This is a genomic window from Vibrio sp. FE10, from assembly GCF_030297155.1.
Classification (GTDB): domain Bacteria; phylum Pseudomonadota; class Gammaproteobacteria; order Enterobacterales; family Vibrionaceae; genus Vibrio; species Vibrio apostichopi.
In genome coordinates, this window is the sequence record NZ_AP028067.1 from 2,603,631 (window position 1) to 2,618,059 (window position 14,429).

13 protein-coding genes are annotated in these 14,429 nt (G+C 44.1%); 2 read left to right on the top strand and 11 right to left on the bottom strand.

Going from position 1 to position 14,429, the window contains the following annotated elements:
- Window positions 1–30: 30 nt before the first annotated feature.
- Both QUF19_RS11535 and yfbV read right to left on the bottom strand, forming a co-directional pair.
- Window positions 31–996: an ABC transporter substrate binding protein gene (locus tag QUF19_RS11535; protein WP_286293640.1), complete on the bottom strand. Its 966-nt coding sequence runs from the start codon at window positions 994–996 to the stop codon at window positions 31–33.
- 297 nt (window positions 997–1,293) lie between these two features.
- Window positions 1,294–1,746 (bottom strand): terminus macrodomain insulation protein YfbV, encoded by a 453-nt coding sequence (yfbV, locus tag QUF19_RS11540; RefSeq protein WP_286293643.1) that lies wholly within the window; start codon window positions 1,744–1,746, stop codon window positions 1,294–1,296.
- Between the two features lie 344 nt (window positions 1,747–2,090).
- On the opposite strand from yfbV, the gene QUF19_RS11545 reads away from it, so the two are divergent.
- Together QUF19_RS11545 and pta are read left to right on the top strand one after the other, a co-directional pair.
- Complete coding sequence (locus QUF19_RS11545; RefSeq protein ID WP_004734016.1) at window positions 2,091–3,287, top strand: acetate kinase; 1,197 nt, start codon at window positions 2,091–2,093, stop codon at window positions 3,285–3,287.
- A gap of 147 nt (window positions 3,288–3,434) precedes the next feature.
- Window positions 3,435–5,600, top strand: coding sequence for a phosphate acetyltransferase (gene pta / locus QUF19_RS11550; RefSeq protein ID WP_102436984.1), 2,166 nt, complete (start codon window positions 3,435–3,437; stop codon window positions 5,598–5,600).
- A gap of 92 nt (window positions 5,601–5,692) precedes the next feature.
- On the opposite strand, the gene QUF19_RS11555 is transcribed toward pta, so the two are convergent.
- From QUF19_RS11555 to moaC, 9 genes are all read right to left on the bottom strand, one after another.
- On the bottom strand, window positions 5,693–6,631 hold the full coding sequence (locus QUF19_RS11555; protein ID WP_286293665.1) for a glutathione S-transferase family protein: 939 nt from the start codon (window positions 6,629–6,631) through the stop codon (window positions 5,693–5,695).
- A gap of 355 nt (window positions 6,632–6,986) precedes the next feature.
- Complete coding sequence (gene oppF / locus QUF19_RS11560) at window positions 6,987–7,973, bottom strand: murein tripeptide/oligopeptide ABC transporter ATP binding protein OppF (protein ID WP_286293666.1); 987 nt, start codon at window positions 7,971–7,973, stop codon at window positions 6,987–6,989.
- The gene (locus QUF19_RS11565) at window positions 7,970–8,941 is read right to left on the bottom strand and encodes an ABC transporter ATP-binding protein (protein ID WP_017107310.1); all 972 of its coding nucleotides are present in this window, start codon (window positions 8,939–8,941) and stop codon (window positions 7,970–7,972) included. Before QUF19_RS11565 ends, oppF begins: the two co-directional genes overlap by 4 nt.
- 42 nt (window positions 8,942–8,983) lie before the next feature.
- On the bottom strand, window positions 8,984–9,886 hold the full coding sequence (gene oppC / locus QUF19_RS11570; RefSeq protein WP_017078104.1) for an oligopeptide ABC transporter permease OppC: 903 nt from the start codon (window positions 9,884–9,886) through the stop codon (window positions 8,984–8,986).
- Window positions 9,887–9,901: 15 nt separating this feature from the next.
- The gene (gene oppB / locus QUF19_RS11575; protein ID WP_010437199.1) at window positions 9,902–10,822 is read right to left on the bottom strand and encodes an oligopeptide ABC transporter permease OppB; all 921 of its coding nucleotides are present in this window, start codon (window positions 10,820–10,822) and stop codon (window positions 9,902–9,904) included.
- A gap of 103 nt (window positions 10,823–10,925) precedes the next feature.
- Window positions 10,926–12,557, bottom strand: a complete 1,632-nt coding sequence (locus tag QUF19_RS11580; RefSeq protein WP_286293682.1) for an ABC transporter substrate-binding protein — start codon at window positions 12,555–12,557, stop codon at window positions 10,926–10,928.
- Between the two features lie 664 nt (window positions 12,558–13,221).
- Window positions 13,222–13,695, bottom strand: coding sequence for a molybdopterin synthase catalytic subunit MoaE (gene moaE / locus QUF19_RS11585; RefSeq protein WP_286293685.1), 474 nt, complete (start codon window positions 13,693–13,695; stop codon window positions 13,222–13,224).
- Window positions 13,696–13,697: 2 nt separating this feature from the next.
- Entirely contained in the window at window positions 13,698–13,943 is a 246-nt protein-coding gene (gene moaD / locus QUF19_RS11590) for a molybdopterin synthase sulfur carrier subunit (RefSeq protein ID WP_017111106.1), read from the bottom strand.
- Window positions 13,940–14,419: a cyclic pyranopterin monophosphate synthase MoaC gene (gene moaC, locus QUF19_RS11595; protein ID WP_004734026.1), complete on the bottom strand. Its 480-nt coding sequence runs from the start codon at window positions 14,417–14,419 to the stop codon at window positions 13,940–13,942. Before moaC ends, moaD begins: the two co-directional genes overlap by 4 nt.
- Window positions 14,420–14,429: the final 10 nt, after the last annotated feature.

A 14,429-nucleotide genomic window follows, 5' to 3' on the forward strand; every position in this document is an offset into this window, starting at 1 on the left:
TGCAACCTATGTTCATCATTCGGGTTACTACTAACGGCTAACAATCGCACGATCAATAACAGATTGAGGAAGGGTTACGCCCAGTTCACGAGCCGCATCCAAATTGACGACAAGTTGAGAGCTCTTCGCTGTTTTCACATTCAACTTTCCGGGCTTTTGTCCCTCAAGTATTGCAGCCACATAATCTGCGGTTTGAACACCTACGTCATAATAATCTAGCCCTAAGCCAGCAATAGCGCCCTTTCCAACGTAAGAGGTTGCTCCTGCGACGACCGGAGTACCGGATTGATTTGCTGCTTGGATTAGATCTTCAATACCGCTTGCTACCGTGTTGTCGGTCAGCGCGTAGATAACATCTGACTTTTTAGCGACAGATTCAGCTTTTGATTCCACATCGTCGATAGTCAGTGCTGTTGCGGTATGAAGTTGGAATCCATTCGCTCGCGCTGCTTTCTTCAATAGCTTAATCAATGCAACCGCGTTGGCTTCTGCAGGGTTGTAGACAACACCAATAGAACTCGCTTTGGGGAATAGTTCTTTAATCAACAATACGTGTTGTGACACAGGGGAGAGATCAGAAAGACCAGTCACGTTTTTTCCGGGGTTGTTGAATTGTTTGACCAGCCTTGCACCGATCGGGTCGGTCACTGCGGTAAATACGATTGGAATAGATCGGGTCGCGGAGACCAATGCTTGCGAGGTAGGCGTGGCTATACCAACTAATACGTGAGGATTTTCGCTAGCCAACTCTCTTGCTATTTTTGCCGCTTGCGCTGGACTACCATCGGCCATCTCATAGGAGAACTCTAGGTTTTTGCCGGGTTCATACCCTTTCGCTCTTAACCCTTCAAGAAGCCCCAGACGTGTCGCGTTCAGATCAGGATGGTCAACAACTTGTGAAACCGAGACTTTGGCGATATTTGCCATCACGTTGCCTGTCCATAGCAACAGGAAACAGCTCAAAGTCGCCGTTAATACTCTTCTTACAGAACCCATCAATACTCCCTTCATCAAGCTCTCGTTGTTATTGCTCGATCTAAAGAGAACAACATTAAATTCATTATTGATAGTATTACCAGTAACTATTGATAAGTTGAAGTGATATTTAACAAAAACACAACAAGGCTCGAATTATGTGAGAAAAGGTAAGTTTGATTGAGTTATTAGGTAAGAAACGAAGTGAATAACGAGAGATAAGTGAAACGAATAATAAAGATTAAACGCAACGAATCTGAGAACAAGCCAACATCGATGTGTAGCTGTCCTCAGACGACAGGAGAAAGTCCGATATTCTTAGAACCAACGTTCCATTGAAGATTTATCTAACTGGCGGAATGCGCGATTCAAAATGATCGCCAATTCTTTATAACGAGGGCGTGGTTTCATTGGTTCCAATGCAAAACCTGTTTCGCTGATCTTCTCGTGCAACTCTCGATACCACGAAACCAATGCTGGCGGTAATTGAGTGTTCGAACGGTTACCTAACCACCACATGCCTTGAAGTGGCAAGCTGATAGCAAACAACGCCATAACCACAGCTTGCGGCATCGCATGATAATTGTTGAAGACCATTTGTGTAAGAATACTAATAGCGGCTATCGCTGGCATCACTTTCACACCAAAACGCGTGGCTTTAATGATGCGCTGTTCAGGGAAGATAGCGTTTAACTCTTTTCGAACAGGCCAGAGATCCATGTACTTTTGGCCATCTTTTAAACTGTTCGCTAAACCAACTCTATTACTCATATGAGTCTCCCATTAAAAAAAAGTTGAAATCATCAACTAAAAACACAAAAATTTGACGAAAAATAATATTCTTTCAAATTTTTTTGTTATATTTGCACAATATCGCTATTATTTGCAGACCTCAATCTCATTGTTGCCCTTATTTACAATTTAAGCAACTTTGGGACGACTTCTGCAAGGAATGCAAAAGCCTCTTTTTCTGAAAAAGTGCGCTTTCACTTTAATACGGAAATTAACGTTTTTTTGACCAAGGTTAGTACGCAAGCCTATGTGCTTCGACTATTCTTGAGATTAATTTTCATCCTTAACTGATTTCGATCAGAAAAATAAACAGGTAGTCATTAATGTCTAAGCTAGTTTTAGTTTTAAACTGTGGTAGTTCTTCTCTTAAATTTGCTGTTGTTGATGCAGAAACAGGTGCTGAGCACCTAACTGGTCTTGCTGAGTGTCTTGGTCTTCCAGAAGCTCGTATGAAGTGGAAACTTGACGGCAAGCATGAAGCACAACTAGGCGCGGGCGCAGCTCACGTAGAAGCACTATCTTTCATGGTAGAAACTATTCTTGCTTCTAAGCCTGAGCTTAAAGCTAACCTTGGCGCTATCGGTCACCGTATCGTACACGGTGGCGAGCAGTTCACTTCTTCTGCACTTATCACTGATGAAGTTCTTAAGGGTATTCAAGACGCTGCGACTTTCGCACCTCTTCATAACCCAGCTCACCTTATCGGTATCGAAGCGGCTCAACAGAACTTCCCTGGTCTACAAAACGTTGCTGTATTTGACACTGCGTTCCACCAAACAATGCCTTCTGAGTCTTACCTATACGCTCTACCGTACAACCTGTACAAAGAGCACGGCATCCGTCGTTACGGCATGCACGGTACTTCTCACCTGTTCATTACTCGTGAAGTAGCTGGTCTACTAAACAAGCCAGTTGAAGAAGTTAACATCATCAACTGTCACCTAGGTAACGGCGCATCTGTATGTGCTATCAAGAACGGTCAATCTGTAGATACTTCTATGGGTCTTACTCCTCTTGAAGGTCTAGTAATGGGTACTCGTTGTGGTGACCTAGATCCTGCGATCATCTTCCACCTACACGACGCTCTTGGTTACTCTGTTGAAGAAATCAACAACATGCTAACTAAAGAGTCTGGTCTTGCTGGTCTAACTGAAGTGACTTCTGACTGTCGTTTCGTTGAAGACAACTACGGCGAGAAAGAAGAAGCAACTCGTGCAATGGACGTGTTCTGTCACCGTCTAGCTAAGTACGTTGCTGGTTACACTGCAACTCTAGAAGGTCGTCTAGACGCAATCACTTTCACTGGCGGCATCGGCGAGAACTCTGGCCCAATCCGTGAAATGGTTCTTAACCGCCTAGGCATCTTCGGCATCGAAGTTGACAGCGAAGCTAACCTTAAAGCACGTTTCGGCGGCGAAGGTACTATCACTACAGCTAACAGCCGTATCCCTGCAATGGTTATCTCTACTAATGAAGAGCTAGTAATTGCTGAAGACACTGCGAAACTAGCAGGTCTTTAATTGATTTTCCTGACTAGCTTCACTCGAAGCTAGTCAGTTTTTCATATCAAGAAAATGGGGCTCAACTTCTATTCCTACCCCAATTTAAATATCGGTGGGAATAGCAGTTGAGCTTTTTTTATTTCCAATAGTCAAAGGTGTTCGTCAATGTCCCGTACTATTATGCTTATCCCTACAAGCGCTGGTGTTGGTCTTACTAGTGTTAGCATGGGTGTTCTTCGCGCTATGGAGCGTAAGGGCGTAAGTGTTTCTTTCTACAAGCCAATCGCTCAACCTCGCAGCGGTGGTAACCAACCTGATTTAACGTCTACTATCATCAGCGCAAACAGCGACATTAAGATTGGTGAGCCAATCGCAATGACTAAAGCTGAAGCTTTGATCGGTAGCGAAAAAATGGACGAGCTTCTAGAGTCTGTTGTTGAGCAATACAACAAGATCAACAAAGACGCAGAAGTAACGCTAATCGAAGGTCTAGTACCTACTCGTAAGCACCCATTTGCTAACCAAGTGAACGCGGAAATCGCTAAAACACTAGGCGCAGAGATCGTATTCGTTGCGACTCCGGGTACATACAACCCTAGTCAGCTTAAAGAGCACATCGAAGTAGCATGTTCTAACTTCGGCGGCACTAAAAACAAGAACATCTCAGGCGTTATTATTAACAAACTGAATGCTCCTGTTGATGAAGCAGGCCGTACTCGCCCTGACCTTTCTGAAATCTTCGATGATGCAGATAGCGCTCAACAAGCGAACCTTGAAGTAATGCAAATCTTCAACTCTAGCCCTATCCGTGTTCTTGGCTGTGTGCCATGGAGCATCGACCTAATCGCTACTCGTGCGGTTGATATGGCTAAGCACCTTAACGCTGAAATCGTTAACGAAGGTGAAATCTCAACTCGTCGTATTAAGAGCATCACTTTCTGTGCACGCTCTCTACCGCACATGATTGAGCACTTCAAGCCAGGTTCACTGCTAGTAACTTCTGCAGACCGTCCTGACGTTATCGTTGCTGCGGCTCTTGCTGCGAAAAACGGTGTTGAAATTGGCGCAATCCTACTGACTGGCGGTTACGACATTCCAGAAAGCATTGCTAACCTTTGTGCACCAGCATTCGCTTCAGGTCTACCGATCTTCAAGGCTCAAGGTAACACTTGGCAGACGTCTCTTAACCTACAGAGCTTCAACCTAGAAGTACCTGCAGACGATAAAGAGCGTATCGAGTTCGTTAACGATCACGTTGCTAGCCACATCGATGGCCCTTGGATTGATTCTCTATCTGAAGGTACTCAAGGCATTCGTCGTCTAAGCCCACCAGCATTCCGTTACCAGTTAACTGAATTTGCTCGTAAAGCGGCTAAGCGTATCGTTCTTCCTGAAGGTGATGAGCCACGTACTGTTAAAGCAGCTTCTATCTGTGCTGAGCGCGGTATCGCAACTTGTGTGCTTCTTGGTAACCCAGACGAAATCCGTCGCGTTGCTGCACAACAAGGTGTTGAACTAGGCGCTGGCGTTGAGATCATCGATTCTGCATCTGTTCGCGAAAACTACGTAGCTCGTCTAGTAGAACTTCGTGGCGCTAAAGGTATGACTGAAGTTGTTGCTCGTGAGAAGCTAAACGATTCAGTATTCCTAGGCACTATGATGCTTGAAGCGGGTGAAGTTGACGGCCTAGTTTCTGGTGCTGTTCACACAACGGCGAACACAATCGTTCCTCCGTTCCAGATCATCAAGACGGCTCCTGATGCTTCTATCGTATCTTCAATCTTCTTCATGCTTCTGCCTGATCAAGTGCTTGTATACGGTGACTGTGCGATCAACCCAGATCCAACAGCTGAACAGCTTGCTGAAATCGCTATCCAATCTGCAGATTCTGCTGCGGCATTCGGTATCGACCCACGCGTTGCTATGATCTCTTACTCTACTGGTGAATCTGGTAAAGGTGCAGACGTAGATAAAGTACGTGAAGCAACCAAACTTGCTCAAGCGAAACGTCCTGATCTAGTGATCGACGGTCCTCTTCAGTACGACGCAGCAATCATGGAAAACGTAGCCGCTTCTAAAGCGCCTAACTCTCCAGTTGCAGGTAAAGCGACAGTATTCGTATTCCCAGACCTAAACACTGGTAACACGACTTATAAAGCTGTACAGCGTTCAGCAGACCTAGTGTCTATCGGTCCAATGCTTCAAGGTATGCGCAAGCCAGTAAATGACTTGTCTCGTGGCGCTCTAGTAGACGATATCGTTTACACAGTAGCTCTAACGGCTATCCAAGCAGACCAAGCAGCTCAAGCTGAAGAAAAAGTAATTAACTAATTTTTCTTTTGTAGAAGCAAAAAACCCTAGATTCTTATCTAGGGTTTTTTTATGTCTAATGCTTAAGGTTATTTGATACTCTTAAGATGAATCTAACCTCGCCCATGGGCTGATTCTAAATCCAGCGCAGGTCCTTTCGGCACAACTTGAGTTGGGTTGATACCTGTGTGGCTGTAATAGTAGTGACGTTTGATGTGATAAAAATCGGTCGTCTCTTTAATGCCTTCGATCTGGTACAGCTCTTTTAAGTAGCCCTGAATATGGACGTAGTCTGAAATTCGCTGCTTGTTACACTTAAAGTGGCCAACATACACCGCATCGAATCTAACCAGAGTGGTAAACAATCTCCAATCTGCTTCTGTGATGTCATTACCCGCTAGATAACGATGTTCACTAAGATGTGTATCTACTTTGTCTAACGCCTCAAATAACGCGTCATACGCCTCTTCATAAGCTTCTTGTGTGGTTGCAAAGCCAGTACGATAAACACCGTTATTGATGTTCGGATAGATGTAGTCGTTCCACTCGTCAATCTTGCTCGCCAATTCCCATGGGTAGTAATCATCGGTATTGCCTGTTAACTCATTAAATTCTGAATTGAACATGCGGATGATTTCAGACGACTCGTTGCTCACGATGGTGTTGGTTTTCTTATCCCATAAAACAGGAACCGTTACTCGACCTGAATAGTCCGGTTTGGCTTGGGTGTAGATTTGGTGCATGCGAGTGTGGCCAAACAGAGGTTCAGGCAAACCCATTTGCCACCCTTCACTCATCATGTCTGGGCAGACTACCGTCACATCAATATGATCAGTTAGGTCTTTCAGCTCTCGGAAGATTAGAGTGCGGTGCGCCCAAGGACAAGCTAATGATACGTATAGATGGTAACGACCACTTTCTGGCTCAAATTGCACGCCGGTCTTGTTCTCGATCCAACTACGAAAGCCCGCATCTTCACGAACGAACTTACCACCGCTTTCTTTGGTGTCGTACCACACATCGTGCCAAACACCTTCAACTAACTTACCCATATCCAAACCTCTGTCATCCAAAATTTTTTATACCAATCACAGTAAGTAAATGTTCAGAAATAGCACAGAGAAAAGGCTTGAGAACAAGGAAGAATTTTTCTGTTAGTAGTTATTCTACAATCAAAAATTCTAACGCCGTTATCGAGCGTTTTAACAAGCTAGGATGAGCAGTTATTTACTACGATTGGTATTAGTATAAGAAAAGCCTAATTTATTCAAAACTAGAAGAAGTTGGCTTAGTTGTTCGAATTATTTGAAGAAGGTTATTCATGAGAAATATTGGGCACAAAAAAAGCGCAACTCATAAAAAAGTTGCGCTTAAGCCTGTCACAGGCTGAACCGTTTTAAATGGGTTCTAGACTTGTACGTGCAAGCAAGACACTGCGTGTACGTCATCGCCTTGAATAGTTGGCTTAGTTTGCGCGCAGGCCTCGGTTGCTTCAGGGCAACGAGTACGGAACACACAACCCGATGGTGGATTAATTGGTGATGGGAGATCACCCTCCAGCATCTGAATCGTTTTGCTGCACTCTAAGCGTGGGTCTGGAATCGGAACTGCAGACATCAATGCTTTGGTATATGGGTGTTTAGGATCTGAGAACAAGGCATCTGATTCACCTAGCTCAACAGCATTACCTAAGTACATCACCAATACGCGGTCAGAGATGTGCTTCACAACCGACAAATCGTGTGCGATGAATACCAAAGACAAACCCAACTCTTTCTGTAGTTCCATAAGAAGGTTAACTACTTGAGCTTGGATAGATACATCCAGAGCAGAAACCGGCTCATCACAGATGATCATCTTAGGTTTCAAGATAAGTGCACGTGCGATACCGATACGTTGACACTGGCCACCAGAGAATTCATGTGGGTAACGGTTGATTACGTTGGGTAGTAGACCAACCTTTGCCATCATCTCTTTAACTCGATCTTTCACTTCCTGCTTAGAAAGCTCAGGATAGAAAGTTTGTAGAGGCTCAGCAATGATATCTCCAACTGACATACGCGGGTTAAGCGATGCTAGCGGGTCTTGGAAGATCATCTGAATCTCTTTACGAGTCTCACGACGCTTCACTTCCTGCATCTTAGTCAGGTCTTGGCCTAACCACATAACTTCGCCTTCAGTTGCCTCAACTAAACCAATAATTGCGCGGGCAAATGTTGATTTACCACAGCCAGACTCACCTACTACACCCAGAGTCTCACCTTCGTAAAGGTGAACATCCACCCCATCAACCGCTTTAAGGTTTGATGGTTTCGCCCAAGGCCAAGCAGACTTAGCCGCAATGCTAAAGTGAACCTTAAGGTTTTTAATATCTAATAGTAATTCTTTACTCATTTTGTCCAAGTCTCCCAATCAGAAAAACAAGCACGCTGACGATCTTTTGCAAATGGCTGCAAAATCGGTGCTTCTTGCTTACAACGGTCCATTACACGGTGACAACGGTCTTGATAAGGACAACCGGTTGGTAGACGAAGTAAGTTAGGTGGGTTACCTGGAATCGTTGGCAGAATTTCACCTTCGGTATCCAAACGAGGAATTGCTTTAAGCAGGCCTTCCGCATAAGGGTGGCTAGGCTCATAGAAGATTTCATCTACTGTGCCGTATTCCATGGTACGGCCAGCGTACATCACTAGAACTTTGTCACAAGAACCGGCAACTACACCCAAATCATGGGTGATCATGATGATTGCTGTATTGAACTCATCTTTAAGCTCGTTCAGCAATTCCATGATTTGCGCTTGAATGGTTACATCCAACGCCGTTGTTGGTTCATCAGCAATCAGTAGTTTTGGACGACATAGCAAAGCCATTGCAATCATCACACGTTGACGCATACCGCCAGAAAATTCGTGTGGATACATGGTAATACGTTTACGTGCTTCAGGGATTTTCACCGCTTCCAGCATACGTACTGATTCTTCGAACGCTTCCGCTTTGCCCATGCCTTTATGCAGCATAAGCACTTCCATCAGCTGATCACATACTTTCATGTAAGGATTCAGTGACGTCATTGGATCTTGGAAGATCATCGCGATCTGTTCAGCACGAACTTTGTTCAGTGCTTTCTCAGGTAGATTGAGAATCTCATTACCTTCAAACTTTGCACTGCCTGAGATGATGCCGTTCTTAGCCAGCAGTCCCATCAGTGCAAATACCGTTTGAGATTTACCCGAACCCGACTCACCAACAATACCCAGCGTTTCGCCTTGGTTGAGTGAGAAGTTCAGGTCGTTTACTGCGGTTACCGTACCATCTTGCGTGGTAAATTCGACGCGCAGATCTTTGACATCTAATAAGCTCATTATTGCTTCCTTAATCTTTTATAGCTTTTAATTGCTATTTCTTTATCTGTCTTTTGGATCAAGCGCGTCGCGCAGACCATCACCTACGTAGTTAAAGCAGAACAGCGTAACTACCATGAATGCCGCTGGGAATGCCAATTGCCAAATAGCAACTTCCATTGTTTGCGAGCCTTCTTGTAATAGCGCGCCCCAACTTGTCATAGGCTCTTGAACACCAAGACCAAGGAAAGATAAGAATGATTCTGTAAGGATCATGCTCGGAATAAGTAGCGTTGAGTAAACCGCAACAATACCCAATACGTTCGGTACGATGTGACGTGTAATGATTTTCCACTTGCTGACACCACATACGTGCGCAGCCTCAATGAATTCTTTACTACGTAAACTCAACGTTTGGCCACGTACGATTCGTGCCATATCGAGCCAAGCAATTGCGCCGATAGCAACAAAAATAAGTACGATATTACGACCAAAGAACGTCACCAGTACGATCACTAGGAACATGAATGGCACGGCGTATAGAATCTCCAGGATACGCATCATCACTCGGTCAGTACGACCGCCAATGAAACCTGAAGCTGCACCGTAAAGCGTACCTATTAGTACCGCTACGAATGCCCCCATCACACCAACCATAAGAGAAATACGGCCACCGATCATCGTACGAACGTATAGGTCACGACCTAAACTGTCGGTACCAAACCAATGATCCGCGCTTGGCGCTGCATGCATTGCGTACCAGTCAGTATCATCATAAGCATGCTGTGCTAGCATAGGTAAGAAGATTACCGATAGCACCATGATAGTAAGGATAAACAAACTGACCATTGCCGCTTTGTTACGCATAAAACGAATACGCGCATCTTGCCACAAGCTACGACCTTCAATTTCCAAACTCTCAGAGAATTTTTCGATCGCTTCTAAGTTTTCTTTTTTCTTCAACATAACCATGCGTCCCTGCTAGTAGCGAATTTTCGGGTCAATAAGCGCTAGTAAAATATCAACGATTGCGTTGAACAAGATGAATAGGAAACCAATCAAAATGGTAACACCCATTACTAACGAATAATCACGGTTAAACGCGGCGTTAACAAACAGCTTACCGATACCCGGCAGGCCGAAGATGGTTTCAACAACAACTGAACCTGTGATGATACCTACGAACGCTGGCCCCATGTATGAAACAACAGGGAGTAGTGCTGGTTTGAGCGCATGTTTAAGAACGATATAACGGTAACTTAGACCTTTAGCACGAGCAGTACGGATAAAGTTACTGTTTAGGGTTTCAATCATGCTACCGCGAGTGATACGAGCAAAGGTTGCTACGTATAGAAGAGACATCGCGATAACGGGTAGGACGATGTACATATACGTACCACCGTGCCAACCACCTGCTGGAAATATATGCCAGTGTAGAGAGAATAGGTAAATAAGCGCTGGTGCCAACACGAAGGATGGCATCACCACCCCGAGCATGGCGGTAGACATTATAGTGTAATCGACCCAAGTATTGTGCTTAAGCGCGGCAATGGTTCCCACCGATACCCCCATAATCAGGGTAAAGATAAAGGCAACAAAACCGACCTTCGCAGATACCGGAAGCGCAACTGCGATCAGCTCATTTACGGTGTAATCTTGATATTTGAATGATGGACCAAAGTCACCTTGAACGATGTTAGTCAAGTACGTTGTGTACTGTTCAAATACAGGTTTATCTAGGCCGTATTTAGCTTCGATGTTAGCCATAACTTCTGGCGGTAATGGGCGTTCGCTCGAAAACGGGTTACCCGGTGCGAAACGCATGAGAAAGAAAGATATAGTGATCAACACCAACATGGTTGGAATCGCTTCGAATATCCTTTTCATAATGAATTTAAGCATAAACTCACTCTTTTCAGTCTGTGACAATTAAAAATTAAATAGACACTGTGTGCGATTTCTCGCACACAGGTCTAAGTTAGTTATATTTTATTTTTATAGGAGGTTATTTTGCTTTGATATAAAGATCTTTTGAATAGATCTTATCTTCGGCGTTACCTTCTGGGTAACCACCTAGCTGAGGTGATACAAGACGTGTTGTAACGTACTGGTAGACTGGAGCAATTGGCATGTCTTTAGCTAGCAGTTTTTCTGCTTCGATGTATAGCTTCGTACGCTCATCTTCTGAAGTAGAGCTTAGTGCTTTATCGATAATCTTGTCATAGTCAGCGCTCTTGTAGTGCTGACCAGCAGTTGTATTCTGGCTAACCATCAATGTTAGGAATGAAGATGCTTCATTGTAGTCACCACACCAACCTGCACGAGCAACGTCAAAGTTACCAGTATCTTTACTGTCTAGGTATGATTTCCACTCTTGGTTTTCGAGTTTCGCGTTAATACCAAGCTCTTTCTTCCACATTGATGCGATTGCTACAGCAAGCTTCTTGTGGTTTTCAGATGTGTTGTAAAGCAGGTTGAATTCAAGTGGGTTGCTCTTCGTGTAGCCAGCTTCTTCAAGAAGACGCTTCGCTTCAGCAATACGCTCTTTTTGAGAAAGTTGACCATACTCTGGAGTTACCGGGTCAAAACCAGCAGTAATTTCAGGAGTCAAGAAGTAAGCTGGTTTTTGGCCTTGACCAAGAATCGCTTTCGTCACGATGTCACGGTCCATTGCGTAAGACATTGCTTTACGAACACGTACGTCGTCGAAAGGTGCTTTCTGTGCATTAAATTGGTAGTAATAAGTACACAGGTTACCCTTAATGTTTACATCTTCTGGGTACTCTTTCTGTAAGCGACGGAAGTGCTCGTTAGGAACTTCGTATGTGAAATCTAGTTCGCCAGAAAGGAAGCGGTTCATTTCCGCAACTTGGTTCTCAATTGGTAGGAATGTTACTTTGTTAAGAACTGTATGTTCGTTATCCCAGTAATTTTCGTTGCGTACTAGTTCAAGACGCTCGTTAACTACCCATTGATTTGGAACAAATGCACCATTACCAACAAAGTTTTCAGGCTTAGTCCACTGGTCACCGAATTTTTCAACAGTTGCTTTATGTACTGGCTTAACTGTTGTGTGACCCATCATCATTACGAAATATGGGACCGCTGTATCTAAAGTCACTTCTAACGTGTAGTCATCTAAAGCTTTAACGCCTAGTTCACTCTTGTCTTTCTTACCCGCGACGATATCTTTCGCATTCGCCATCTTGGTATATTCCATATACCAAGCGTATGGAGAAGCAGTTAAAGGATCAACGGCACGTTGGAAGCTGTAAACAAAGTCATTTGCCGTTACAGGATCGCCGTTAGACCATTTAGCGTCTTTACGCAGGTGGAAAGTGAATGTTTTGTTGTCTGTCGTTTCCCAGCTTTCGGCTACGCCTGGGATTGTATTACCTTCGCCGTCTTGGTTCACTAGACCTTCTAGAAGATCACGAATTACGTGAGATTCTGGTACACCTTGAGATTTGTGAGGGTCGAGTGTTGCTACTTCAGTACCGTTACCGCGAACCAGTTCCTGAACTTTTGCTAGTTCAGTGCCTGCTGGAACGTCAGCAGCGATAGAAAGAGTAGAAGTGGCAGCCACTGCCAAACCAGCACCTAGAAGAAGGGCTTGAGTGATTTTATTCTTGTACATTTAATAAACTCCAAGTTTTTCTTATTGCATCCATGACTTCTTTGGCAGGTTCACTGAACGGCAGTGATTTAGATTTCTTTAGCTCAAAAATTAAGCATAAAAATCTAAAACCTTACAAAGATTGAGGCACACACTATCAACCATTGAAGTAATTTGCCATAAACAAGTCGCAAAAAATCGGATAATTCTCCGAAGTATTCAAGGTATCAGTGTAAATCTCTAATAAAAACCTAATACATAGTGAGTTACACATAGGGAATTATTAAAAAACAGCCTTTAGTGTTGATGTATCTGTATTGATACTTTTTTTTAGCATCTTATGCTAGAACACTGCCGACAAATTAACATTAATGCCACATGAAATCTAATTGCACATCACATATCACCTAAACAGACTCCACTATTTGTGAGGATTATCACTTTTTACAAAACAGCATAATGCGCTGCACCAAAACAGATTCAACACTGCACCAAACCAGACAAAATCCCACCTAGAATTTATATGCACCTTGAATGCTTAACCATTTATTAAATGCAGTGTTTATTTATAAATCACTTTGTAGCACGCACAAAAAAGCCGACGTTCAACGTCGGCTTTCTTATTATTCACGTCACAACCTGAAATGCGTTTTCACGTTAAGGACGAGACACGATATGAGATAGCTTACTTTTCCCAACGCTCTGCTGCTTTCGCGTCTGAATCGCGAGAATCAACCCAACGAGTCGCTTCTGTCGTTCTTTCCTTTTTCCAAAACGGCGCTTTGGTTTTCAGGAAGTCCATAACAAACTCACACGCTTCAAAGGCGGCACCACGGTGTGCACTTGATACACCAACGTAAACAATCTGGTCACCAATATCTAGGTCACCCACGCGGTGAATCACTCGCATCTTCTGGATAGGCCAGCGCGCTTCGGCTTGATCACAGATCTCACTCAGAGACTTCTCTGTCATTCCAGGATAATGCTCTAAAGACAAACCAATCACGTTGTCGCCCAAGTTCATGTCACGAACTTTACCAACAAACGTCACTACCGCTCCAGCGGTTGTACCTTGAGCCAAGTAATCGTATTCGTCGCCCACAGAAAAATCATCTGTAGTAACTAATACTCTTTGGTCAAGAACTTGAGAGTCATTCATGGCTAACCTCCAGTAACAGGTGGGAAGAAAGCCACTTCGTCGCCGTCTTTCACTTCAGTCGTTAGAGGTACGATAGATTGGTTAAGCGCAGCCAGAAGCTTGCCCTCTTCCAAAGCGATGTCCCATTTACCTTCTTGCTGCACAAGGTGGCTGCGAATCGCTTCAATCGTCTTGAACTGTGCATCAACTTCAACGCTATCGACGCCGACAAGTTCACGCGTTTGTGCAAAGAAAAGTACCGTAATCATGATTCCACCTTGAAGTGACCTGATTTACCACCTGTCTTCTCTAACAGGCGCACATTCTCGATAACAATGTCTTTCTGAACAGCTTTACACATATCGTAAATGGTTAGCGCAGCAACAGAAGCAGCCGTCAGCGCTTCCATTTCTACGCCTGTCTTACCAGCAAGCTTACAAACAGATTCGATGCGAACCTTGTTTTCAGACTCGATAGCCTCAAGCTGAACTTCAACCTTAGTCAGCAACAATGGGTGACACAGTGGAATCAGGTCCCACGTCTTCTTCGCCGCTTGAATACCAGCAATACGTGCCGTTGCGAAAACATCACCTTTATGGTGGCTGCCAGAAACAATCAGCTCTAGTGTTTCTGCTGACATTTGAACGAAAGCTTCTGCTCTCGCTTCACGTACTGTCTCTGCTTTAGCCGATACATCGACCATGTTTGCTTCGCCAGACGCGTTAATGTGGGTAAATTGGCTCATGCTCAAACCA